Origin of the sequence: Neisseria sp. 27098_8_139, assembly GCF_041433195.1 — a bacterium.
In the GTDB taxonomy this organism is placed as follows: Bacteria; Pseudomonadota; Gammaproteobacteria; order Burkholderiales; family Neisseriaceae; genus Neisseria; species Neisseria subflava.
Genome location: NZ_JAPWBA010000011.1, coordinates 35,463 through 58,568, shown reverse-complemented (window position 1 = coordinate 58,568; position 23,106 = coordinate 35,463). Strand labels below are relative to the sequence as shown.

The window sequence follows — 23,106 nt, the reverse complement described above, 5'->3', positions numbered from 1 at the left end:
AAAGAAACTCTCCATCGGCGCATTGTCCCAGCAGTTCGCCTTACGCGACATGCTTTGAATCATGGAATGCTCCGCAAGCAATTCCCTATACCCCGCCGTACGGTACTGCACACCCTGGTCGGAATGAAGCATCGTTCCTTCGCCGGTCAGCCGGGGGGCGGCTTTTTCGAGCATTTCCTTCACCATTTCGCTGTCGGCTCTGCGGCTCATGGCGTAGGCGACGATTTCCCGGTTGAACAAGTCCAAGATTGGCGAGAGGTACAGTTTGCCGTCCTTCCCTTTGAGTTCGGTAACGTCGGTCAGCCATTTTTCGTTGGGCTTTTCAGCTTTGAATAGGCGTTTGAGGAGGTTTTCCGATATTTCGCCCATGGCGGGATGGCGGTAGGCTTTTTTCGCCCGTATGAGGGCTTTCAGTTCCAACTGCTTCATCAACCGCGCCACTTTTTTGCGGTTCCAACCCAATGCGGCGGCAATGCGCCTTTGCCCGTAGCGTCCTTTATGCCGCCGGTAGGTTTCGACAAGGAGGGCTTTGTCGGCTTCGTCGGGGTCGGGTCGGTCTTGGTGGTGGTAGTAGAAGCTGCTTTTGGGCAGGTTTGCAATGTGCAGCAGGTATTTGAGCGGGTGTTGCGCCCTCAGTGTTTGGACGGTTTGGCTTTGTCCTTTTCGGTCCGCTTTTGGCTGAGGGCTTTTAACTCCTTTAGGTAGGCAACCTCTGCGCGCATATAGCACAATTCTTCGATAAGCTCTGCCTGTGTTTTTTCGTGGTCGGGTTTGTCGGCGATGAAGGGGTTTTTGCGGTGTTCGGTCATGGTTTTGGATTGTGGATGTTCGAGTGCGCCGATGCCGCCTTCTTGATAGGCGCGTATCCATCGTCGCAGGTGGGTTCGGGAGATGCCGTAGTGGTCTGCGGTACGCTGTTGGCTGCGTATATGCAGGTAGTGGAGTACGGCTTGGTATTTGAAGTGTAATGTATATTTGCTCATAAAAAAACTGCACCTTGTGAGTTGGAGGGGATGTCCAACTTTTGGGGTGCAGTTCATCTTTCAGACGGCCTTTTCCTCATTCAAATCCTACTCTCTATTCCGCTCATTCCAAAAGTAACGCCATACGAAGCATGGAAAAGCAAAAATCAAGTAGAGGCAGACAACGGTCGCATAAAACTCCCAATCTTGGGCATGTACGGCTCCGGCGCGTGATTCGAGGATATAGGCGAGAATCGCAGTAAGAAGGAAGCCTGCCAGCAATTCGATCAAGTGATGGCCGATGTGTTTGCGTTTCAGGGCGATGATGCCGAAGAATTTGGTGGTAATAAATGGCGCGTTGGCAAAGATAAGTGCCAACAGCAAAAGAATGTACATGGATGCGGTCATGATGGTCTTTCTGTTTTCAGACGGCCTGTGTGTGATTTTAACATGTTAAATGGGCATTCTTGCCCATCATTATCCGTGGAATATTCAATCTCTTGATGATACCCGCCTGATGATTGTTCAAAGGCTTGAGGCCGTCTGAACTTTGGGGATACTTCATCCGAATGCGAATCCTAACAAAAACGGCGACTTTGGAACAGCCGCCGTTGTTTTTGTTTGAAGCTTACAGGGTATTTTCCAATGCTTTGGCACACCAGTCGATAACGGTTTGCGGCATAATACCCCACAGGAGCAGCAGGAAGGCATTGACCGTCAGGACAAATTTGGCGGCATAGTTGCTGCCGACCGGCTGGTCATGATCAGGCGCATCGAAGTAGATGACTTTGACCACGCGAAGGTAGTAGAACGCGCCAATCAGAGACATGATGACGGCAAACACTGACAACCAAACATAGCCTTGTTTCAAGAGCGCCATAATCACGCCGAACTTGGCGTAGAAGCCCATCAGCGGCGGAATACCTGCCATGGAGAACATGGACAACAACATCAGGAAAGCAAACCATGCATGGCGGTGGTTGAGGCCAGCGAGGTCTTTGATGTCTTCACACTCAATGTCTTTGGTGGACAATACCATCAAAACACCGAAGCTGACTGCCGCCATCACAGCATAGGTAATGGCGTAATACAAACCAGCGGTAAAGCCGACTGCGCCTGCCATAAACGCCAACAAGATAAAGCCCATGTGCGATACGGTGGAATAGGCAAGCATACGTTTGATATTGGTTTGCATGATGGCGGCAAGGTTACCGACCATCAAAGATGCAACGGCAAGGATGGCCAACATCGGCGCCCAGTCTGAATGTATGGTACCCATACCGGTAACAAGGATACGGAACGCAAAGACAACGGCGGCAATTTTCGGAGCCGTACTCACAAAGGCGGTAACAGAGGTCGGCGCGCCATCGTACACATCGGGTACCCACATATGGAATGGAACCGCACCCAATTTAAATGCAATGGCGACCACAATAAACACCATACCCAACTTCAACAACCACTCATTGGCCTGCTCATTGAAAGCAGAAGCCAAGACAGAAGCAAAATCAAGGGAACCGGTGGCGCCGTAAACCATGGAAATACCATAGAGCAGCAAACCGGAGGCTAACGCGCCCAATACGAAGTATTTCAGCGCAGCCTCGGCAGAACGACCGGAATCACGGCGCAGGGCAATCATGGCGTACAGCGACAAAGACAACAATTCCAAACCGATATACGCAGTCAAGAAATGTGCAGAGCTGACCATGACGCTCATACCCAACAGAGCAAACAGCGACAGGGTATAAAACTCGCCTTTGAAGATTTGGCGGTCTTGGTTGTACGGTTTACTGTAAATAAACAGACCAAACGTCAGCGCATACAACACCAGTTTTGCCAAACGGGACATGCCGTCTGCAATATACATACCATGAAAGGCATCGACACTGCCCTGCTCCCATACCGCCAATTGGGTGACGGCTACGACAATGACTGTTCCCAAACTCATCAGATGGGTTAAATAGCGGTTTTTATCGCAAATCCACAAGTCTGCCAGCAATACGACACCCAATAGCGCAAGCAGCACGATTTCGGGCATGGCGGGCATTAAATTCAAATCAGACCAGTTCATTTACACACCTCAAATCTTGCTTTGTGCCACATGGGCAATCAAATCGTTTGCCGCTTGATGCACCACTTCGATAAACGCTTGCGGATACAGACCCATGCCCAAAACAGCAACCGCCAAAATTGCCAAAATCGCAAATTCGCGGCAATTGATGTCTTGCATTTCGGCAACGTGCGGATTGTGGATCGCACCAAAAATAACGCGTTTGTACATCCACAGGGTATAAGACGCACCGTAAATCAGGGTCATGGCAGCCAACGCGCCTACCCAGAAATTCACTTTAACCGCACCCATAATCACCATAAACTCGCCCACGAAGCCTGAAGTCGCAGGCAGACCGGCATTGGCCATACCGAACAACATCATAAACGCCGCAAACTTAGGCATCACATTGACCACGCCGCCATAATCGGCAATATTGCGGGTATGCAGGCGGTCGTACATCACGCCGATACACATAAACATCGCGGCAGACACGAAACCGTGGGAAATCATTTGAATGATTGCACCTTTCAATGCCCAGTCATTCAATTGGCCGTTCACAAACAGGAACATACCTAAAGTGACAAAACCCATATGACTGATGGAAGAGTACGCTACCAATTTTTTCATATCGGTTTGCACCAAAGCCACCATACCGATGTAAATCACGGCAATCAGGCTCAATACGATGATTATAGGGGCAAAATAGCGTGCCGCATCCGGCATAATCGGCAGGATAAAGCGCAAGAAACCATACGCACCCAGTTTCAGCGTAATCGCCGCCAACACCATCGAACCACCGGTCGGCGCTTCAACGTGGGCATCCGGCAACCAAGTATGCACAGGGAACATCGGCACTTTTACAGCGAATGACAGGAAGAACGCCACAAACAAAAGCTGTTGTACGCCCAACGGAATCTGTTTGATGTTTTGGAAATCGACAATAGAGAAGCTGCCTGTTTGATAGTACAGGTAAACCATGGCAACCAGCATCAAGAGCGAACCCATCAGCGTATAGAGGAACAGCTTGACCGACGCATAGACGCGGCGCGGGCCGCCCCATACACCGATAATCAGGTACAGCGGAATCAGCATACCCTCAAAGAACACATAAAACAGAATCGCATCCTGCGCGGCAAACGCGCCGTTAATCAAACCCGACATCATCAGGAATGCCGCCATATACTGCGCCGGACGTTTCTGAATAACTTCCCAACCGGCCAATACCACCAACAGCGTAATAAACGCATTTAAGATGATAAAGAGTACTGAAATACCGTCCACGCCCAATGCGTAGTTGATTTTCAGAAGCGGAATCCACTCGTGGAACTCGGTAAACTGATAGCCGCCGCTCAAACGGTCGAACCCGGTAAACAGGGGCAGCGTTACCAAGAAACCGGCAAGCGCACCCATGAAGGCAAGCACACGCGCCAGCGGCGCACGGCTGTCTTTACCGGTCGCCAAAACCAGCACACCTGCGGCGATGGGTATCCATATTGCCAAGCTGAGTAGGTAGTTGGAAAACATAGTGGTTAACCTGTGGTTAAAATAAAAATGTGTTTATGTGGATATTTCTTCGTTTCAGACGGCCTGAAGGTTTAAGGCCGTCTGAAACCTTATTCTTATCGGAACAATCCCCAGAAAGTCATGCCGAGCAGTACCAATACGCCGAACACCATAGCGGCGGCGTAGGTGTAGATAAAGCCGGTTTGGGCTTTACGCACTTGCGCGGCAATCGCGCCGACCAGTTTGGCGGAGCCGTTGACAATACCGTTGTCGATAATGGCAGTATCGCCGACTTTCCAGAAGAAGGTACCCAATGTGCGCGTGCCTTTGGCAAAAACGTTGAAATACAGGGCATCAAGGTAGTATTTGTTTTCAAACAAAACGTAAATCGGACGGAACGCCTGTGCAATTTTCGCTGGCAGGTGCGGCAGTTTGACGTACAGAAGCCATGCGCTCAACACGCCTGCGATAGCGAGGTAGAGTACAGGCGAATGCAGGCTGTGTGACACCATTGCCAATGCGCCGTGGAATTCTTCCTTCATGATGTGCATGGTCGGATGCGCATCGGCGTTGACGAAAATCACGTCTTTGAAGAAATCGCCGTAAAGCATAGGCTCGATGGCAACGTAGCCGATGATGACGGACGGAATCGCCAGCAAAATCAAAGGCAGGGTAACAACCAACGGGCTTTCGTGCGGATTGTCGTTTTTGCCCAAACCGTGATGCTCTTCACCATGATGATCGTCATGATGCTCAGGCAGGCTGCGCCATTTCTCTTCGCCATGGAACACCATAAAGTATTGGCGGAACGCGTAGAACGCAGTAACAAACACACTGGCGAGGACGGCAAAATAGGCAAAACCGCTGCCCGGCAAGGTGCTGTATTTCGCTGCTTCGATAATCGAATCTTTAGAATAGAAGCCGGAGAAGAACGGCGTACCAATCAGCGACAAGTTACCGATCAGCATGGTCAGCCAAGTAATCGGCATGTATTTTTTCAGGTTGCCCATGTGGCGCATATCTTGGTCGTGGTGCATACCGATAATCGCGCTACCTGCGGCCAAGAACAACAAGGCTTTAAAGAAAGCGTGGGTCATCACATGGAACATCGCCACGGAATAGGCGGACGCGCCCAAAGCCACGGTCATATAACCCAGTTGCGACAGGGTGGAATACGCAACCACACGTTTGATGTCGTTTTGAATCACGCCCAAGAAGCCCATAAACAGGGCGGTAATCGCACCGATTACCATGATGACAGACAGCGCAGTGCTGCTCATCTCATAAATCGGCGACATACGCGATACCATGAACAGACCGGCGGTAACCATGGTTGCGGCGTGAATCAATGCAGAAATCGGGGTCGGACCTTCCATCGAATCAGGCAGCCAGACGTGCAACGGGAATTGTGCCGATTTACCCATCGCACCGACAAACAGGAGCAAACAAGTTACGGTAATCAAAGACCATTCCACACCGGGGAACAATTGAATGGTGGCCGTCTGAACATTAGGCAGATAAGCGAATACATCTTGATAGCGCAAGCTGCCGCCGAAATAGGCAAGCACCAAGCCGATACCGAGCAAAAAGCCGAAGTCGCCGACGCGGTTGATCAAAAAGGCTTTCAGGTTGGCAAAAATCGCGCTCGGACGTTTGAAATAGAAACCGATCAAGAGATACGACACCAAGCCTACCGCTTCCCAACCGAAGAAGAGCTGGACGAAGTTGTTGCTCATAATCAGCATCAACATGCTGAATGTAAACAAAGAAATATAGCTGAAGAAGCGTTGGTAGCCGACTTTTTCATCGTGCATATAGCCGATGGTATAGATATGTACCATCAGCGATACACCCGTTACCACGACCATCATCATCGCCGTCATCGTATCGACCAAGAAGCCGACGGAGAAATCCAAGCCGCCCATTGTCAGCCAGGTATAGACATTCTCGTCAAACTTGGCGCGGCTGCCGTCAATAAAGCCCCACAGCACATAAGCTGACAGCACGGCGGACACCGCCACGCCGAGTATCGTAACCGTATGCGCGCCGGCACGTCCGATTTTGTTGCCGAACAAACCCGCAATCAGCGAGCCTGCTAACGGAACAAGGGCAATTATCAAATATAAAGTCATATCGTTCATGATTACCCTTTCAACTCATCCAAATCGGCAACGTTGATTGTTTGTCGGTTGCGGTACACCAATACCATAATCGCCAAACCGATGGCAGATTCGGCAGCGGCAACGGTCAATACGAAGAATACGAAAATTTGTCCGGCAGTATCGCCCAAATATTGCGAGAAGGCGATAAAGTTGAAGTTCACTGCCAAAAGCATCAGCTCGATGGACATCAATAATACCAGCACGTTTTTGCGGTTCATAAAGATACCCATTGCGCTGATACCGAACAGGAGCGCACCCAATACCAAATAATGCGTCAAGGTAATCATGCTTTGCCCTCCCCTTCCGGCTTGAGGCCGTCTGAAACTTCGCTCTCTTCGGCAGATTCGACTTGCGGTTTGACCGCTTCCATTTTCACCAGACGCATACGGCCCTGGTCGGCACGTACTTTAACTTGGTCGGCAGGATCCATACGTTTCGGATTGGTGGTTTTGCGGTGAACCAGCGCAATCGCGGCCACCATGCCCAACAGCAGCAATACCGCCGCCAATTCAAACGGCAACAGGTAGTCGGTATAAATACGGCTGCCCAAATCGCGGATATTATTGTAATCGGCGGGAATGTCTTTCATCAGACCAAATGCGGCCAGGTCGGTTTTCGGGTTGACCAGAATCAGGATCAGGGCAACCGCCAACAATGTGCCGACCACACCGGCAACAGGCGCATGACGCCAGAAACCGGCGCGCATTTCTTCAATGTCGATGTTCAACATCATCACGACGAACAGGAACAACACCATCACGGCGCCGACGTAAACCACCACCAGCGTCACGCCCAAGAATTCGGCCTGCATCAGCATCCAAATCATCGCGCTTACGCAGAAGGTCAGCACCAGATGCAAAGCGGCATGTACGGGGTTTTTAGCGGTAACGGTACGAACCGCACCGTACAAAACGATGGCGGCAAGAATATAGAACAGAATCGCGGAAAAAGTCATTCGTCTGCTCCTTAACGATACGGCGCGTCAGCGGCTTTGCGCTTGGCGATTTCGGCTTCGTATTTGTCGCCAATGGCCAAAAGAATCGGCTTGGTCATGTGCAAGTCGCCTTTTTTCTCGCCGTGATATTCAAAAATATGGGTTTCCACAATCGCATCGGTCGGGCAGGCCTCTTCGCAGAAACCACAGAAGATGCACTTGGTCAGGTCGATGTCGTAACGCTTGGTGCGGCGCGTGCCGTCTTCGCGTTCTTCCGATTCGATGTTAATCGCCATTGCCGGACAAACTGCCTCGCACAATTTACACGCAATACAGCGCTCTTCGCCGTTCGGATAACGGCGTTGCGCGTGCAAACCGCGGAAACGCACGGATTGCGGCGTTTTTTCTTCAGGGAAGTAAATCGTGTCTTTGCGGGCGAAGAAATTTTTGAGCGTTACGCCCATGCCTTTCACCAATTCGCCCAGCAGGAAGGTTTTTACTAAATTAGCCATTTTCGGATGCTCTTTTCGGATTGTTCTGTTTACAGGCCGTCTGAAAGCGGTTTTTTAACCTGCCGCGCCCACCATTTCTAAAAACTCTGCTTCGGTCAGCTTCGGGGTATCGTTGGCCAAGTCGTAATACGGAGCTTTGCAATCGATAAAGATTTGCGAAGTGGTTTCAAAGCCCGCGTTGTCGGCAAACAGCCCGGCGTTGATGTAATAATCGTTGCCAACTTTCACAAACAGATGTGTGCCGCAGTGTTTGCAAAAACAGCGTTGCGCCCATTCGGACGACTGATAATGCGCAATGTGTTCGCTGCCTGTAATTTCAGGCGACTGGGCGGCCAAAGTAAAAGACGCGCCACCGCCCCATACGCGGCATCTTCCGCAATGGCAGGCGTGGAGTTCGCGGTTTTCGGCGGTTTCCAGTGATACTGCGCCACACAGGCATTGAGCTTTCATTAGGTTCTCTCGGTTTGAAACGGTTAAAAATTTGGGTTATAGGCTACCTGAAAACTTTCAGACGGCCTCCCTGCCCTATTTCCACAAATTCAGCGGTGAAATCATCCACACGCCCAAAATCACGATGTAGGCGAAGCCGATCGGAATCAGCACTTTCCAGCCTAAACGCATGATTTGGTCGTAACGGTAACGTGGGAAAGTTGCACGGATCCACAGATACCAGTACAGCACCGCCGCCATTTTCACGAACATCCAGAATGCGGAAGGCGTACCGATAAAGCCCCAGCTTTGCGGGAACGGAGACAACCAGCCGCCGAGGAACATCAGTGATGTCAGCGCGGCAATCAGAATCATGAAAATGTATTCTGCAAGGAAGAACAGCGCGAACGCGAAGCCGGAATATTCGACGTGGTGGCCGGCAACGATTTCGGATTCGCCCTCTGCTACGTCAAACGGCGCGCGGTTGGTTTCGGCAACGGCGGAAATCAGATAGACGATGAAGATAGGGAAGAGCGGCAGCCAGTTCCAAGAGAATACCGAGCCGCCGGCAATACCTTTGGCTTGTGCGGCAACGATGTCGGAGAAGTTCATGCTGCCCGATACCATCACAACGCACACCAGCGCGGCACTCATGGCAATCTCGTAGGAAATGCTTTGTGCGGAAGCACGCATTGCACCCAAGAACGAATATTTGGAGTTGGAAGCCCAGCCCGCGATGATCACGCCGTAAACCGACAGCGAGGTAATCATCAGGATGTACAAAAGGCCAATATTGATGTTGGTCAGCACCCATTCTTCGTTGAACGGAATCACTGCCCATGCCGCAAAAGACGGGGCGAGCGACATAATCGGGCCGATATAGAACAGGGCTTTGTTTGACAGCTTCGGACGGGTTACCTCTTTAAACAAGAGTTTGAACACGTCGGCAAACGGCTGAATCAGACCCCACGGGCCGGTCACGTTCGGGCCGACACGAAGCTGCATAAAGCCGATGACTTTACGTTCGAAATACGTCAGGTAGGCAACGGTCAGAATCAGCGGAATCAGGATAATCACGATTTTGACGATGACGGATACCACCAAGCCTACGGTGATGCCCAAATCGCCCAGACCGAGCGTTGCGGCAAAGAGGTTTTGGAACCATTCTTGCATGATCAAGCTCCCGCCAGTTCAATAGTGTCCATCAACGCACCCAGCGCGGCATTTTCGGTATGCAGCGGCAGATGCACCACGTTTTCAGGCAAACCGGCATCGGCTTTGACGGCAACCGATACGCTTGCGCCGTTTTGTTTGGCGACAGCGGTTTGTCCGTCTTGCAGGCCCAAGCGTGCCAATGTGTTCGGATTTACACGCGCAGCAGGCACGGCGGCATGGCTGGTTTCTTGCAACGGCGCAGAACGACGCACGATAGAATCAGTGTGATAAATACCGATGCCGCCGACACGGACGAGGCGGTCTGAGGCCGTCTGAACGCCCTCCCCTGCCCATGTGCTGCGGTTGTCCAGTTTGGACGGCAGGCTTTCTGCATCCAGCGCATCTTTCAGAATCGCAGCGGTATCGTGGTATTCAAAACCTTTCAAGTCAAACAGGTTGCCCAATACGCGCAACACTTTCCACAGCGGACGCGAATCGCCGAAGCCTTGTACCACGCCGTGGAAAGATTGCAGACGGCCTTCCATATTGATGAAGCTGCCCGAAGTTTCGGTAAACGGCGCAATCGGCAACAATACGTCGCACACGTCCAGCAGCGTTTCGCTGACAAACGGTGTAAACGCCATCACGCTTTTCGCCTGTTTCAACGCGGCTACGGCTTTTGCACCGTCAACCGTATCGATTTCAGGCTCGACGTTGAGCAGCAAGACTGCCTGTTTCGGCGCGTTTGCCATTTCGGCAACGCTCTCGCCGGAGTTTACATTCAAGACATCCGCACCAACGCTGTTGGCGGCTTGCGGCAAAATGCCCAGCACTGCGCCGGTTGCATCTGCCAGCTCTTGTGCGGCGGCATAAATGGCGGCGTAATCAGGATGGTTTTGCACTTCCGCACCCAAAATCACTGCTGCTTTTTCAGCGTTTTTCAGGCTGGCGGTAACTGCGTGTTCCGCATTGCCAGACAGTTTTTTCAGACGGCCTGCCCATTTGTCGGGATGTGCGGCTTCTTGAGACAGAAGCGGCATAAACAATTCTTCTTTACTGCTGGCCAATACGCTCAAGGCCATACGGTCTTTGGCGGCACGGCGTAGGCGGGCGGTCAGGAGCGGCTGTTCTTTGCGCAAGTTCGCGCCGACTACCAATACGGCATCGTTGTCAGCCAAAGATTCAATGCTTTGTCCCAACCATTGCGCACCTTTAAGGCCGTCTGAAAGACGTTTGTCTTGTTGGCGCAAACGGGTTGCAAAGTTTTTAACACCCAAGCCGTCGGCAAGTTTTTTGGCCAGATACAGCTCTTCAATCGTATTCATCGGATTGGCCCAAACGCCGACTTGGTTTTGGTTGCCGTCTTTGGCGATACATTCAATCGCGCTGCGGACATATTCCAGCGCGGTTTTCCAATCCACGTCCATCCACTCGCCGCCCTGTTTGATTTTCGGGTTTTTCAGACGGCTTTCGTGATACAGGCCTTCGTAGGCAAAACGGTCGCGGTCGGACAGCCAGCATTCGTTGATGGCTTCGTTTTCCAACGGCAACACTCGGCGGACGGTATGGTCTTTGGTTTGTACAATCAGATTGCTGCCCAAAGCGTCATGAGCGGAGACGGATTTGCGGCGGTTCAATTCCCAAGTACGCGCGTTGAAGCGGAACGGTTTGCTGGTCAATGCGCCGACAGGACACAAATCGATGACGTTGCCTGACAATTCGGTTTCCACTGCTTTACCGATAAAAGGCATGATCTCGGAGTGTTCGCCGCGGTTGGCCATGGCGATTTCTTGCACGCCGGCGATTTCTTCAGTGAAACGAACGCAACGGGTACAGTGGATACAACGGCTCATTTCCTCGGCGGAAACCAAAGGGCCCATGTCTTTGCCGACGACAGAACGTTTTTCTTCGGTATAGCGGCTGGTGGTTTTGCCATAGCCCATCGCCAAATCCTGCAACTGGCATTCGCCGCCTTGGTCGCAGGTCGGACAATCAAGCGGATGGTTGATGAGCAGGAACTCCATCACGCCTTCTTGCGCCTCTCGGGCTTTTGCCGAATGCGTACGCACAATCATGCCGTCTGTAACCGGCGTGGCACAGGCGGGCAAAGGTTTGGGGGCTTTTTCCACGTCCACCAAACACATACGGCAGTTGGCGGCGATGGAAAGTTTTTTGTGGTAACAGAAATGCGGGATATAAGTACCGAGCTTGTGCGCGGCTTCAATCACCGTCGCGCCCTGCTCCACAGATACCTGTTTGCCGTCGATTTCGATTTGTAACATGGTTCGTTCCTAGTTACGGGTATTTAATAAATAATTCTTTTAGAGGCCGTCTGAAAACTTAGCACCACTTATTCGGTTTCATCGGTCCGCCGTGTTCGATGTAATGCACAAACTCATCACGGAAATGCTTGGTAAAGCTGCGGACAGGGAAAACAGCGGCATCGGCAAGGGCGCAGATGGTACGGCCTGCCATTTGGTTACCGACGGAATCCAGCAAATCCAAGTCTTCCATGCGGCCTTTGCCTTCTACGATGCGGTGGACGATGCGGTAAAGCCAGCCCGTGCCTTCTCGGCAAGGCGTACATTGGCCGCAAGACTCGTCGTAGTAGAAGTAGCTCAAACGCTCAAGGGCTTTCACCATGCACACGTCTTCGTCCATGACGATAATCGCGCCGGAACCCAGCATCGAGCCTGCTTTGGAAATCGAGTCATAGTCCATATTGGTCTGCATCATAATATCGGCAGGCAAAACTGGCGCGGACGAACCGCCGGGAATGACGGCTTTAAGTTTTTTACCGCCGCGCATACCACCCGCCATTTTCAAGACTTCGGCAAACGGCGTACCCAATGGCACTTCATAGTTGCCCGGACGCTCGACGTGGCCGGAAATACAGAACAATTTGGTACCGCCTGCATTCGGAATACCTTTATCGGCAAATGCCTGTCCGCCGTCACGGATAATGAATGGGACGGAGGCGAAGGTTTCGGTATTGTTAATGGTGGTCGGTTTGCCATACAGGCCGAACGAAGCAGGGAATGGCGGTTTAAAGCGCGGTTGCCCTTTTTTGCCTTCCAACGATTCGAGCAATGCGGTTTCTTCACCGCAAATGTATGCGCCGTAGCCGTGGTGGGCGAAGAGTTCAAATTCAAAATCCGAACCCAAAATATTTTTACCTAAAAAACCTGCGGCACGCGCCTGCTCCAAAGCGGCTTCAAAGCGTTGGTAGCCTTCAAAAATTTCGCCGTGGATATAGTTGTAGCCGGCTTTCGCACCCATCGCGTAACCGGCAATAATCATGCCTTCAATCAGGGCATGAGGATTGAACATGATGATGTCGCGGTCTTTGAACGTACCCGGCTCGCCTTCGTCGGTGTTACAAACCACATATTTTTCGCCCGGGAAGGAACGGGGCATAAAGCTCCATTTCAAACCGGTCGGGAAGCCCGCACCGCCACGACCGCGCAAGCCGGAGGTTTTGACTTCGTCAATCACATCGGTTTGCGAGATGTTTTCGGACAGGATTCTACGCAGCGCGCTGTAACCGCCGCGTTTGACGTATTCGTCCAATGTCCAGCAGTAGGGATTGGCGGTATCCACTTGGTCAAAAATCACGCCTGATTGGTAAATAGCCATTTTTGGTGTGCCTGTTCGTTTTCGTATCGGTTGCAGCCGTTGTTTTCAGACGGCCTTTTATTTCAGTTCGGCAAGTTTCTTGTCAATTGCTTCTTCAGTCATAAAGCTGCACATGCTGTGGTTGTTGACCAGCATGACCGGAGCGTCGCCGCATGCGCCCATGCATTCGCCTTCGACAAGGGTAAATTTTCCGTCGGGCGTGGTTTCGCCGTAGCCGATACCGAGTTTTTGTTTGAGGTATTCGCCGGTAGCCATACCGCCGCGCAGGGCGCAGGGCAGGTTGGTACAAACGGTCAGTTTGTATTTGCCAACAGGCTCAAGGTCGTACATATTGTAGAAAGTAGCGACTTCGTAGGCTTGTGCAGGCGAGATGCCGATATAGTCTGCGACAAAGGCGATGGTCTCGGGAGCAAGCCAGCCTTTTTCGGTCTGGGCAATACGCAATGCGCCCATAATCGCGGAACGGCGTTGGTCGGCAGGATATTTTGCCAACTCAATATCAATTTGTTTTAAGGATTCTGCGGATAACATTATCGGTCAACCTCCCCGAATACGATGTCCTGCGTACCGATGATGGCAACAACGTCAGCCAGCATGTGGCCTTTTGCCATTTCGTCCATGCCTTGCAGGTGGGCGAAGCCGGGTGCACGGATTTTCAGGCGGTAGGGTTTGTTTGCACCGTCTGAAATGATGTAAACGCCGAACTCGCCTTTCGGATGTTCGACAGCGGTGTAGGTCTCGCCCTCGGGAACGTGCATACCCTCGGTAAAGAGTTTGAAATGGTGAATCAGGTCTTCCATACCTGTTTTCATTTCGGTACGTTTGGGCGGAGCGAATTTGTGGTTTGTGGTAATGACCGGACCCGGATTGACACGCAACCACTCGGAACATTGTTTGATGATGCGTACGGATTGACGCATTTCTTCCATACGGCAGAGGTAACGGTCGTAGCAGTCGCCGTTGACGCCGACGGGGATGTCGAAATCCATTTTGTCGTACACTTCGTAAGGCTGTGTCTTACGCACGTCCCATTCCACGCCTGAACCGCGCAACATCACGCCGGTAAAGCCTTTTTGCATGGCGCGCTCAGGAGTGACAACGCCGATGCCGACGGTACGCTGTTTCCAAATACGGTTGTCGGTCAGGAGGGTTTCGAGTGTGTCGATGTTTTTCGGGAAACGTTCGCAGAAGGCGTCGATAAAGTCGAGCATGGTGCCTTCGCGGGATTCGTTGAGCTGCTTCAATACTTTGGCGTTGCGGAATTTGCTGCTCTCGTATTTGGGCATGAAATCGGGCAGGTCGCGGTAAACACCGCCGGGACGGAAGTAGGCTGCGTGCATACGCGCGCCGGACACGGCTTCGTACAAGTCCATCAGCTCTTCGCGGTCGCGGAAGGCGTAAAGGATGGCGGTCATCGCGCCGATGTCGAATGCGTGCGAACCGATACCCATCAAGTGGTTGAGGATGCGCGTTACTTCGGCGAACATCACGCGGATGTATTGGGCGCGGATAGGCACATCAATACCGGCAAGTTTTTCTACTGCCAAACAATACGCCTGCTCGTTGACCATCATGGAAACGTAGTCCAAGCGGTCCATATAGGGCAGGGCTTGCAGATAGGTTTTGGTTTCAGCCAGTTTTTCAGTACCACGGTGCAGGAGGCCGATATGCGGGTCGGCACGGACGATTTGTTCGCCGTCCAACTCCAAAATCATACGCAATACGCCGTGCGCCGCAGGGTGTTGCGGGCCGAAGTTGATGGTGTAGTTTCTTAATTTATTGGCCACCGTAGTTCTCCTCACGGACGATACGCGGCGTGATCTCGCGCGGCTCAATGGTAACAGGTTGGTAAATCACGCGTTTTTGCTCTTCGTCGTAACGCATTTCGACATAACCGGAAATCGGGAAGTCTTTGCGGAACGGATGTCCGACGAAACCGTAATCGGTCAGGATGCGGCGCAAGTCCGGGTGGTTGTTGAACATGATGCCGTACAAATCGAAGGCTTCACGTTCGTACCAATCCGCGCTGTTGTAAATATCGACTACGGATTCGACTACGGGGAAGTCGTCGTCTGAAACCCAGACGCGTACGCGGATGCGTTGATTGTTTTTAACGGAAAGCAACTGACTGACGACGGCAAAGCGCTTGCCCTGCCATACTTCGTTTTTGTAAGTGCTGTAATCGACACCGCACAAGTCAACCAGAAGCTCGAAATGCAACTCTTCATGGTCGCGCAATGCAGTCATGACTGAAATATAGTGTTCGGGCAGACACTCGACGGTAATCTCGCCCAAAGCCGAAATGACTTTGCTTGCCTGCTCGCCGAGCACGCTGACGACGGTCTCGTATAAGTTTTGAATGCTTGCCATATCGTCCTCTCCTTACTCGTCACGCGCGATGGTGGAAGTGCGCTTGATTTTTTGTTGGAGCTGAATCAGGCCGTAAATCAGAGCTTCCGCAGTCGGCGGACAACCCGGCACATAAACGTCTACCGGCACGACGCGGTCGGCACCGCGCACAACGGAATAAGAATAGTGATAATAGCCGCCGCCGTTGGCACACGAGCCCATAGACAATACCCAGCGCGGCTCGGCGAGCTGGTCGTATACGCGGCGCAGGGCGGGCGCCATTTTGTTGGTCAACGTACCTGCCACAATCATCAGGTCAGCCTGACGTGGGGACGGACGGAAAATGATGCCGAAACGGTCAAGGTCATAACGCGCCATACCCGCATGCATCATTTCCACGGCGCAGCAGGCCAAGCCGAAAGTAACCGGCCACAATGAACCGGTACGCATATAGTTCAACACCGTATCCGCGCTGGTGGTGATGAAACCTTTTTTCAAAACGCCTTCTATTCCCATTCCAGCGCACCTTTTTTCCATTCGTAAATAAAGCCTACCGTCAGAACGACGATAAACACCAGCATAGACCAGAAGCCGTATGCGCCCAAATCTTTGAACACGACAGCCCACGGCAACATGAACGCGACCTCCAAATCAAACAGGATGAAGAGGATGGCGACGAGGTAATAGCGCACGTCGAACTTCATCCTTGCGTTTTCAAAGGCTTCAAAACCGCATTCGTAAGCCGCGTCTTTTTCGGCATAGTGGCGTTTCGGGCCTAAAATTGTGCCGAGCAGGATAAACAGCACGCCGGCTGCCAGGCCGACGAGGATGAATACGAGGACGGGAAAGTAACTGGCCAACATGGTCGTACCTAACTGGTTGACAGACAAATCTTAAAAATAGATTACCATTTTATCGAATTTCAAAAGCCATTTAAAGGTAAATATCAGCAAATCAGTAAAAAAACACTAATAAATTCAATAAAGTTATGAGAACAATTCTTATTCTTATTTAATATTTCACAATTTTAATTTCAATTTAATCATGTATCATTTAATTCGGGTTTTCCTCATGTCCGATTTACTTCAACAATCTGGAAAATCGCCCTTTTCCAAACTTCAATAAAAACATCAGGCCGTCTGAAAACTGATTCTTTTCAGACGGCCTGTGTACATCACATTCATTTAAATAGAAAAATCAATCGACACCTTTGAGCATGCGGTTCAATACCGGGGCAAGTACCAGCAGGATACCGCAGGTTACTGCGCCGATGGTGGCCAGCATCCAGTAGAAATCCAATGGTGACTCAGCATTGTAGTAGTCTTTAAACAACACTCCGCCCAAAGTAAAGCCGATGGACAATGCCAAGAAATTCAACGCAACCATTTGTGTTTTAAACATGCTCGGTGCGATTTTGGTAGAAAACGACAGCGAAATCGGCGACAGCATCAACTCGCCTATCGTAATCGCCAACAACACCAGCATAAACACGATAATCGGCATCGGGGTTCCGGATGAAATATACGGAATGAAACACAAATAAGAGACGCCGGTTACCAACATGGCCAGCGCAAACTTCAACGGCGTTTTAGGTTGGCGTTTGCCCATTTTCGTCCACACCGCCGCCATCACGCCGGAGAAGAGAACCACCCACATGGCCTGTATCGAGTCTTTCCATGAAACAGGCACGGTAAAGCCGAAGAAAGTACGATCGACCGTTTCGTCGAAATAAACCGTTGCAACGGTGTACACTTGAAACCAAACCGCCCAGAACATACAAATGGTCAAAAACAACGGAATATAGGCCATGATGTAACGTTTATTGGCTGCCTCAACCTGGCTGCTGCCCAGCAGGCGTGCAAAATAAGCGATAACGGTGATAATGACCACGCCCAAAAGCCAGCGTGAAAAGTTTTCAAGATTGAGCGCGCCGGAAGCAATCACGCTGCCCAACACCAAAACCAGCAACACGCCGACAGCTATTGCAGTCTGTACCTTTTCAGGGCGCAACGGATTGGGAGCCGGCGTATGCGGCAGGTCTTTACGGCCACGTGAATACCACAGCAGGCCAAATGCCATACCGACGGCCGCCGCGCCAAAGCCATAATGAAAACCCATGCGGTCTTGCAAAATACCGGTCAACAAAGGGCCTAAGAAACCACCGATATTGATGGAAATATAGAAAATGGAGAAACCGGCATCGCGCAATTCGCGCAGATCGTCCCGTTCATACAAAGAACCGACCATCGAACTGGCAGACGATTTCACGCCGCCGCTGCCCAGCGCGATACACACCAAGCCCAACAGCAATCCCATCAAGCCCGGCACAATCGCCAATAAAATATGACCGGTCATCACGACGATACCGGCGATAAACAGGGTACGTTCCGAGCCCCAAATGCGGTCGGCCAACCATGCGCCGAGAATAGTAGACAGGTAAACGCTGCCGCCGTATGCGCCAACAATACCGCCGGCCAAAGCCTTATCCATACCCAAGCCGCCTTGATTCGCGGCGTAATACAGATAAATCAACAGGATGCCCTGCATACCGTAGAAGGAAAAACGTTCCCACAGCTCAATATGGAATAGGGTGGATAATTGCAAAGGATGGCCGAAGAAGGTTTTCTCGGCAGAAGACGGCTTTTGACCGGACATTATGAGTTCTCCTATATATTAGACAGACTTAGGCTTCAGACGGCCTGTTATACCTACCAATCATTTTTATGGAAGCCATATATTACCGCCAATCTTTGCATTTGCAAAACATTAAAAAGCATTTTTTTACAGAAAGATTAAGATTCGTATCTAAAAAGAACTCAATAGCTACATAACAAGGATATCGCGGCCATCTCTGTCATGCCCTACATATTCAAAAACCCATTAATTTTTAGATTTTCTATATTGTATTTTTCATGTGGCCGAAAACGGATATATTTACTGCGTTCGGTATTCCATTTAGGCTGATAAGACTTTAGAGTAGTTTCAGGCTGCCTGAAAACTATGTGATACAAATAACAGATAAAATAAAGCCCTACTTAAAAAAGTAGGGCTTAAAGAAATTGTTTATTTTTTGCCCCCACCAGATTTTCCGCTACCTAACGGGGGATTGTTACCACGTCTGCCGCCTGACGGATTACCTGTTTTGCTTGGCCAGTTTGGGTTACTGTTGCCTGTCTGATTATTTGCCATTATTGCTACATTCTATACTTAAGTTTTCAGATACACGGACTTTTATTTCCGTTTCTATATTTTATAGATTTAGATTTTTTTTTCAATTTAATTTTTTCAGTAGTCGTAGCAACTGTATTTTTCACCCCGTCGGGCAAAAATACCAAAACTCAAATCAAGCCGTTTGGATACCGTTTTCGGTGATACCGTTCCCGGCAAAGTAATCACGCATCCGGGCATTCAATACCGTCAGCAGTTTGCGCATACATGCCGTAACAGCAACCTTATACGGCTTACCCTTGGACAGCAGGCGTTGGTAGAAATCCCGAATAAGCGGTTCAAAACGTGTCGCCACCACGGTAGCCATATACAGCGCCTTACGCACCGCAGACCTTCCGCCGAAGCAGCGGCTTTTGAATTTGGTTTCCCCGCTCTCCCTCGGGTGTGGGGCAATACCGACCAGACTCGCCAGCCGTTTGTGGTTCAGCCGTCCCAATTCGGGCAGCATCGCCATCAATGTAGCCGTCGTTATCGAACCGATGCCTTTGATTTGCTCCGCCACTTGGGCTTTGCCGTCAAAATGCGTGTGGGTGTGGTCATCGATTTGTTTGTCCAATTCGTCAATCAACCTGTCAAAATGAGCAATCAGTTGTTTGACGCTTTCGACTTGTGTTTCGTGAACCTGATGCAGACGGTTTTTCTCGGCAGTCCGCATATCCACCAGTTGGTTGCGGCGGTTAACCAATGCTTCCAACACTTCTTCCGCTTCGGTGGGCGGGTGGTAGAGCATGGTTTGCCAACCTTCTTTCTGCGTCATCATCTGTGCGAAGAAGGCGAGCATTTGGGCATCTTTGGCATCGGTTTTGGTCAGCGACTGCGATTGGGCAAACTGATGCGTCTGACGCGGGTTGGCGATAATCACGGCTATGCCTGCACGGTGGATGGCTTTGGCGGCGGGGATTTCGAGACCGCCGGTGCTTTCCATCACGACGAGGGCGACGTTGTGTTTTTTAAGGTATTCGATAGTATGGGCGATACCTTTTGGGTTGTTGGTTTCGGTTTTGGTTTTAGACAAAGACGAAACGGCGATGACGAAGTTTCGTTTGGCGATGTCGATACCTGCGTAATTGTATTGGGTACTCATCATAAACCTGCCTTGCATTCGGTTGTGTTGTTCGGCAACTATCCGGTTATGTCGATGGGTTGCCCGACCGCTCCCTGAGCTACTCAACGGTTGTTTACCTTGGTCGGATGCGGGCGGCGGCGGGCGGTTTGTTGCTATGATACGGAAGTTCCGATATACAAGGTATAGTTACTAACAAACAGGCCGTCTGAAATCTTTCAGACGGCCTGTTTGTCTCTTACGGTTTACACACCTTGTTTCAGGCTGGCTTCGATGAAGCCGTCCAAGTCGCCGTCCAATACGGCTTTGGTGTTGCCGACTTCGTAGCCTGTACGCAAGTCTTTGATGCGTGAGGAATCCAAAACGTATGAGCGGATTTGGCTGCCCCAACCCACATCGGACTTGCCTTCTTCCAACGCCTGCTTCTCTTCGTTGCGTTTGCGCATTTCCAATTCGTACAGTTTGGATTTCAACATTTCCATCGCGGCAGCTTTGTTGGCGTGTTGCGAACGGTCGTTTTGACACTGCACCACAATACCGGTCGGCTCGTGGGTAATACGCACGGCGGAGTCGGTTTTGTTAATGTGCTGACCACCGGCACCGGATGCACGGTAAGTGTCGATACGCAAATCGGCCGGGTTGATTTCGATTTCGATGGAGTCGTCGATTTCGGGGTAAACGAACACGGATGAGAAAGACGTGTGGCGTTTGTTGTTGGAGTCAAACGGCGAGTAGCGCACCAGGCGGTGAACGCCGGTTTCGGTACGCAGCAGGCCGTAGGCGTATTCGCCTTCCACGCGGATGGTAGCGCGGTTAATGCCTGCGATTTCGCCGTCGTCTTCTTCAAGGATTTCGATTTTGAAGCCTTTGCGCTCGGCGTAACGGCTGTACATGCGGAACAACATGCCTGCCCAGTCTTCGGCTTCGGTACCGCCCGCGCCTGCGGTGATGTCGATAAAGCAGTTGTTCGGGTCGGCAGGCTGGTTGAACATTCGTTTGAATTCGAGGTCGGCCATTTGTTTTTCCAAACCGGCCACATCTTCCTGCACGGCGGCGAAACCTTCTTCGTCATTTTCTTCGACGGCCATTTCAATCAGCATGCGGTTGTCTTCGATGCCTGTGGCGATGTTGTCGAGGGTCACCACGATGCCTTCGAGGATTTTTCGCTCTTTGCCGATTTCTTGGGCGCGTTTGGGGTCGTTCCAGAGTTCCGGGTCTTCGGAGAGGCCGACGACTTCTTCAAGGCGGTCTTTTTTGCCTTGGTAGTCCATATAGACGCGGATGTCTTCGCTGCGCTTCTCCAAGTCGTTTAGGGTGTTGTTAAGCTGGTTGATTACTTCGGCTTCCATGATTCTTGTGTTCTTTCAAAATTTTAGGGGCGTATTGTAAGGGATTTGCCTGTTTTTTTCCATGACCGGGCCGTCTGAAAATGTGCGGTTTGGATTTTCAGACGGCCTCGGTTTTAAATTTTTCCATCCAAAGCCGCCAGTCGTTGTCTATCGGCGCGTTTACAGTCATCCGGCTGCCGTCTTCTATGCTTTGAAAACTGAGGCTTCGCGCGTGCAACATCAGGCGTTGCGTGCCGATATGTTCGGCAACGGCATGGTTTTGGCGCAAATCGCCGTAGTTGGTGTCGCCGACGATGGGGTGGAAAATGTGTTTCATATGGCGGCGGAGTTGGTGTTTGCGGCCGGTGTGCGGCGTGAGTTCGGCCCACGAATAACGCGAGGTCGGATAACGCAGGGCCGATTGGAACGGCAACTCGGTTTGTGCCAGACAGCGGTAGGCGGTTTGCGCTTCCTGCAATGTGGCTTCAGTCTGCGCTTCGGCGATTTTGTCGGGCATATATTTGAGGGCGTAATCAATCAGGCCGTCTGAAGGCAGATGACCGCGAACAATTGCCCAATAGGTTTTTTCGATGGTTTTGTTTTCAAACTGCTGCGTCAATAACCGTGCGGCTTCCGTATCGAGGGCAAACAGCAAGACGCCGGAAGTCGGGCGGTCAAGGCGGTGGACGGGATAGACGTGCTGCCCGATTTGGTCGCGCAGGGTCTGCACGGCAAAACGGGTTTCGTGTTTGTCTAACCAGCTTCGGTGCACCAGCATTCCGGCAGGTTTGTTGACGGCGATGGTGCGGCTGTCGCGGTGGATAATATCGAGCATGGCAGAGCAGTTGAATAAAAGCAGATATTGTAACGGGCTTTTGAAAATGTGGCAGGCACACTTGCCGCCGAAACCCAACTTTCAGACGGCCCGCCCCTTTCGGGTTACAATACTGCACATAAAAACACGAAGGAAAAGCCGTGAGCCTGCTCAAAAAATTGCCCAAACCCATGTTGCCCGACGAAACCCGCCGCGATATTCAGGCGCGCGAGTCGTATCATGTATTGAAGATTATTTCCGAATTTGTCGAAGCCGGCGAAGAATTGCGCGCCATTCAGCCAGCCGTCAGCATTTACGGCAGCGCGCGCACCCCCGAAAACCATCCTGACTACGAGTTCACATTACGCTTGGCACGCAAACTGTCGGATGCCGGATTTTCCGTCATTTCCGGCGGCGGGCCGGGCATTATGGAAGCGGCTAACAAAGGCGCGTTTGCAGGCGCAAGTCCGGCAGTGGGGCTGAATATCGTGTTGCCGCACGAGCAAAAAGCCAATCCGTATCAGGATTTGTCGATTAAATTCCAACACTTTTTCCCGCGCAAAGTCATGTTCGTCAAACACGCCGTGGCGTATGTCGTCATGCCCGGCGGTTTCGGCACATTGGACGAATTGTTTGAAAGCCTGACCTTGGTACAAACCGGCAAAACGCCCGACCGCCCGATTATCTTAGTGGGCAAAGCATTTTGGGCAGGTTTGTTGGACTGGATACGCGAGCAATTGCTGGGCAGAAACCTGATTTTGGAAGAGGATTTGAACCTGATCCGCGTCATTGACGATGAAGACGAAATCATCGAAGAAATCTTCGCCCATTACGAAAACCGCTTGGAAGACTTGTCCGAACACCAAAATGCTTGGTCGCTGGGGCTGTAAAAAACTAAGGTTTCAACTAAAAAAGGGCGGTTATCCTACCTGCCCTTTGCTTCATTAATAAAGGCCGTCTGAAAATATTTTCAGACGG

23 protein-coding genes are annotated in these 23,106 nt (G+C 51.2%); 1 reads left to right on the top strand and 22 read right to left on the bottom strand.

Going from position 1 to position 23,106, the window contains the following annotated elements:
* From O3660_RS09465 to truC, 22 genes are all read right to left on the bottom strand, one after another.
* Positions 1-729 (bottom strand): IS3 family transposase (locus O3660_RS09465; protein WP_371464886.1); only part of this gene is annotated, 729 nt, incomplete at its 3' end.
* Positions 633-983, bottom strand: a complete 351-nt coding sequence (locus O3660_RS09460) for a helix-turn-helix domain-containing protein (RefSeq protein ID WP_262379027.1) — start codon at positions 981-983, stop codon at positions 633-635. The genes O3660_RS09460 and O3660_RS09465, both read right to left, overlap by 97 nt.
* Before the next feature lie 87 nt (positions 984-1,070).
* Positions 1,071-1,370 (bottom strand): DUF2818 family protein, encoded by a 300-nt coding sequence (locus O3660_RS09455; RefSeq protein ID WP_003686671.1) that lies wholly within the window; start codon positions 1,368-1,370, stop codon positions 1,071-1,073.
* Positions 1,371-1,590: 220 nt separating this feature from the next.
* Complete coding sequence (gene nuoN / locus O3660_RS09450; RefSeq protein ID WP_049350682.1) at positions 1,591-3,033, bottom strand: NADH-quinone oxidoreductase subunit NuoN; 1,443 nt, start codon at positions 3,031-3,033, stop codon at positions 1,591-1,593.
* A 9-nt stretch (positions 3,034-3,042) separates the two neighbouring features.
* Positions 3,043-4,539 carry an NADH-quinone oxidoreductase subunit M gene (locus O3660_RS09445; RefSeq protein WP_049350683.1) on the bottom strand — a complete coding sequence of 499 codons (1,497 nt, stop codon included), beginning with the start codon at positions 4,537-4,539 and terminating at the stop codon, positions 3,043-3,045.
* 95 nt (positions 4,540-4,634) lie between these two features.
* Entirely contained in the window at positions 4,635-6,659 is a 2,025-nt protein-coding gene (gene nuoL / locus O3660_RS09440; protein WP_049350684.1) for an NADH-quinone oxidoreductase subunit L, read from the bottom strand.
* A gap of 2 nt (positions 6,660-6,661) precedes the next feature.
* Positions 6,662-6,967: an NADH-quinone oxidoreductase subunit NuoK gene (gene nuoK / locus O3660_RS09435; RefSeq protein ID WP_004519135.1), complete on the bottom strand. Its 306-nt coding sequence runs from the start codon at positions 6,965-6,967 to the stop codon at positions 6,662-6,664.
* Positions 6,964-7,635: an NADH-quinone oxidoreductase subunit J gene (locus O3660_RS09430; protein ID WP_003676988.1), complete on the bottom strand. Its 672-nt coding sequence runs from the start codon at positions 7,633-7,635 to the stop codon at positions 6,964-6,966. Before O3660_RS09430 ends, nuoK begins: the two co-directional genes overlap by 4 nt.
* Before the next feature lie 11 nt (positions 7,636-7,646).
* Positions 7,647-8,126 carry an NADH-quinone oxidoreductase subunit NuoI gene (gene nuoI / locus O3660_RS09425; RefSeq protein ID WP_002216341.1) on the bottom strand — a complete coding sequence of 160 codons (480 nt, stop codon included), beginning with the start codon at positions 8,124-8,126 and terminating at the stop codon, positions 7,647-7,649.
* Positions 8,127-8,180: 54 nt separating this feature from the next.
* Complete coding sequence (locus O3660_RS09420) at positions 8,181-8,576, bottom strand: GFA family protein (RefSeq protein ID WP_049350685.1); 396 nt, start codon at positions 8,574-8,576, stop codon at positions 8,181-8,183.
* A gap of 75 nt (positions 8,577-8,651) precedes the next feature.
* Positions 8,652-9,728, bottom strand: a complete 1,077-nt coding sequence (gene nuoH, locus O3660_RS09415) for an NADH-quinone oxidoreductase subunit NuoH (protein WP_002216340.1) — start codon at positions 9,726-9,728, stop codon at positions 8,652-8,654.
* A 2-nt stretch (positions 9,729-9,730) separates the two neighbouring features.
* The gene (gene nuoG / locus O3660_RS09410) at positions 9,731-11,992 is read right to left on the bottom strand and encodes an NADH-quinone oxidoreductase subunit NuoG (RefSeq protein ID WP_049350686.1); all 2,262 of its coding nucleotides are present in this window, start codon (positions 11,990-11,992) and stop codon (positions 9,731-9,733) included.
* A 58-nt stretch (positions 11,993-12,050) separates the two neighbouring features.
* The gene (nuoF, locus tag O3660_RS09405) at positions 12,051-13,346 is read right to left on the bottom strand and encodes an NADH-quinone oxidoreductase subunit NuoF (RefSeq protein ID WP_049350687.1); all 1,296 of its coding nucleotides are present in this window, start codon (positions 13,344-13,346) and stop codon (positions 12,051-12,053) included.
* A 57-nt stretch (positions 13,347-13,403) separates the two neighbouring features.
* A complete protein-coding gene (gene nuoE / locus O3660_RS09400) occupies positions 13,404-13,877 on the bottom strand; it encodes an NADH-quinone oxidoreductase subunit NuoE (protein ID WP_049332996.1) in 474 nt (157 codons plus the stop codon).
* Positions 13,877-15,133, bottom strand: coding sequence for an NADH dehydrogenase (quinone) subunit D (gene nuoD / locus O3660_RS09395; RefSeq protein WP_003686526.1), 1,257 nt, complete (start codon positions 15,131-15,133; stop codon positions 13,877-13,879). The genes nuoE and nuoD overlap by 1 nt, the downstream gene beginning before the upstream one ends.
* Positions 15,123-15,716: an NADH-quinone oxidoreductase subunit C gene (locus O3660_RS09390; protein WP_049350688.1), complete on the bottom strand. Its 594-nt coding sequence runs from the start codon at positions 15,714-15,716 to the stop codon at positions 15,123-15,125. Before O3660_RS09390 ends, nuoD begins: the two co-directional genes overlap by 11 nt.
* 12 nt (positions 15,717-15,728) lie before the next feature.
* Positions 15,729-16,211 (bottom strand): NADH-quinone oxidoreductase subunit B family protein, encoded by a 483-nt coding sequence (locus tag O3660_RS09385; RefSeq protein WP_002215610.1) that lies wholly within the window; start codon positions 16,209-16,211, stop codon positions 15,729-15,731.
* Positions 16,202-16,558 carry an NADH-quinone oxidoreductase subunit A gene (locus O3660_RS09380; protein WP_003686600.1) on the bottom strand — a complete coding sequence of 119 codons (357 nt, stop codon included), beginning with the start codon at positions 16,556-16,558 and terminating at the stop codon, positions 16,202-16,204. Before O3660_RS09380 ends, O3660_RS09385 begins: the two co-directional genes overlap by 10 nt.
* Before the next feature lie 334 nt (positions 16,559-16,892).
* Complete coding sequence (locus O3660_RS09375) at positions 16,893-18,350, bottom strand: oligopeptide:H+ symporter (protein ID WP_049350689.1); 1,458 nt, start codon at positions 18,348-18,350, stop codon at positions 16,893-16,895.
* A gap of 688 nt (positions 18,351-19,038) precedes the next feature.
* Positions 19,039-20,007, bottom strand: coding sequence for an IS110 family transposase (locus O3660_RS09370; protein ID WP_371464888.1), 969 nt, complete (start codon positions 20,005-20,007; stop codon positions 19,039-19,041).
* A gap of 224 nt (positions 20,008-20,231) precedes the next feature.
* Positions 20,232-21,335: a peptide chain release factor 2 gene (prfB, locus tag O3660_RS09365; RefSeq protein WP_003681666.1), complete on the bottom strand. Its 1,104-nt coding sequence runs from the start codon at positions 21,333-21,335 to the stop codon at positions 20,232-20,234.
* A 97-nt stretch (positions 21,336-21,432) separates the two neighbouring features.
* Positions 21,433-22,149, bottom strand: a complete 717-nt coding sequence (gene truC / locus O3660_RS09360; protein ID WP_049352517.1) for a tRNA pseudouridine(65) synthase TruC — start codon at positions 22,147-22,149, stop codon at positions 21,433-21,435.
* Between the two features lie 140 nt (positions 22,150-22,289).
* Between truC and O3660_RS09355 the strand changes: the two genes are divergently transcribed.
* Positions 22,290-23,018, top strand: coding sequence for a TIGR00730 family Rossman fold protein (locus tag O3660_RS09355; RefSeq protein ID WP_003686578.1), 729 nt, complete (start codon positions 22,290-22,292; stop codon positions 23,016-23,018).
* Positions 23,019-23,106 lie beyond the last annotated feature (88 nt).

What these genes read in the sequence shown, in the direction of transcription:
- O3660_RS09370 (WP_371464888.1), bottom strand. Translation starts at nt 20,007, where the DNA reads ATGAGTACCCAATACAATTACGCAGGTATCGACATCGCCAAACGAAAC.
- nuoG (WP_049350686.1), bottom strand. Translation starts at nt 11,992, where the DNA reads ATGTTACAAATCGAAATCGACGGCAAACAGGTATCTGTGGAGCAGGGC.
- prfB (WP_003681666.1), bottom strand. Translation starts at nt 21,335, where the DNA reads ATGGAAGCCGAAGTAATCAACCAGCTTAACAACACCCTAAACGACTTG.
- O3660_RS09420 (WP_049350685.1), bottom strand. Translation starts at nt 8,576, where the DNA reads ATGAAAGCTCAATGCCTGTGTGGCGCAGTATCACTGGAAACCGCCGAA.
- truC (WP_049352517.1), bottom strand. Translation starts at nt 22,149, where the DNA reads ATGCTCGATATTATCCACCGCGACAGCCGCACCATCGCCGTCAACAAA.
- O3660_RS09375 (WP_049350689.1), bottom strand. Translation starts at nt 18,350, where the DNA reads ATGTCCGGTCAAAAGCCGTCTTCTGCCGAGAAAACCTTCTTCGGCCAT.
- nuoE (WP_049332996.1), bottom strand. Translation starts at nt 13,877, where the DNA reads ATGTTATCCGCAGAATCCTTAAAACAAATTGATATTGAGTTGGCAAAA.
- nuoI (WP_002216341.1), bottom strand. Translation starts at nt 8,126, where the DNA reads ATGGCTAATTTAGTAAAAACCTTCCTGCTGGGCGAATTGGTGAAAGGC.
- nuoF (WP_049350687.1), bottom strand. Translation starts at nt 13,346, where the DNA reads ATGGCTATTTACCAATCAGGCGTGATTTTTGACCAAGTGGATACCGCC.
- O3660_RS09390 (WP_049350688.1), bottom strand. Translation starts at nt 15,716, where the DNA reads ATGGCAAGCATTCAAAACTTATACGAGACCGTCGTCAGCGTGCTCGGC.
- O3660_RS09460 (WP_262379027.1), bottom strand. Translation starts at nt 983, where the DNA reads ATGAGCAAATATACATTACACTTCAAATACCAAGCCGTACTCCACTAC.
- O3660_RS09455 (WP_003686671.1), bottom strand. Translation starts at nt 1,370, where the DNA reads ATGACCGCATCCATGTACATTCTTTTGCTGTTGGCACTTATCTTTGCC.
- nuoL (WP_049350684.1), bottom strand. Translation starts at nt 6,659, where the DNA reads ATGAACGATATGACTTTATATTTGATAATTGCCCTTGTTCCGTTAGCA.
- O3660_RS09380 (WP_003686600.1), bottom strand. Translation starts at nt 16,558, where the DNA reads ATGTTGGCCAGTTACTTTCCCGTCCTCGTATTCATCCTCGTCGGCCTG.
- nuoK (WP_004519135.1), bottom strand. Translation starts at nt 6,967, where the DNA reads ATGATTACCTTGACGCATTATTTGGTATTGGGTGCGCTCCTGTTCGGT.
- nuoN (WP_049350682.1), bottom strand. Translation starts at nt 3,033, where the DNA reads ATGAACTGGTCTGATTTGAATTTAATGCCCGCCATGCCCGAAATCGTG.
- nuoH (WP_002216340.1), bottom strand. Translation starts at nt 9,728, where the DNA reads ATGCAAGAATGGTTCCAAAACCTCTTTGCCGCAACGCTCGGTCTGGGC.
- O3660_RS09385 (WP_002215610.1), bottom strand. Translation starts at nt 16,211, where the DNA reads ATGGGAATAGAAGGCGTTTTGAAAAAAGGTTTCATCACCACCAGCGCG.
- O3660_RS09430 (WP_003676988.1), bottom strand. Translation starts at nt 7,635, where the DNA reads ATGACTTTTTCCGCGATTCTGTTCTATATTCTTGCCGCCATCGTTTTG.
- O3660_RS09445 (WP_049350683.1), bottom strand. Translation starts at nt 4,539, where the DNA reads ATGTTTTCCAACTACCTACTCAGCTTGGCAATATGGATACCCATCGCC.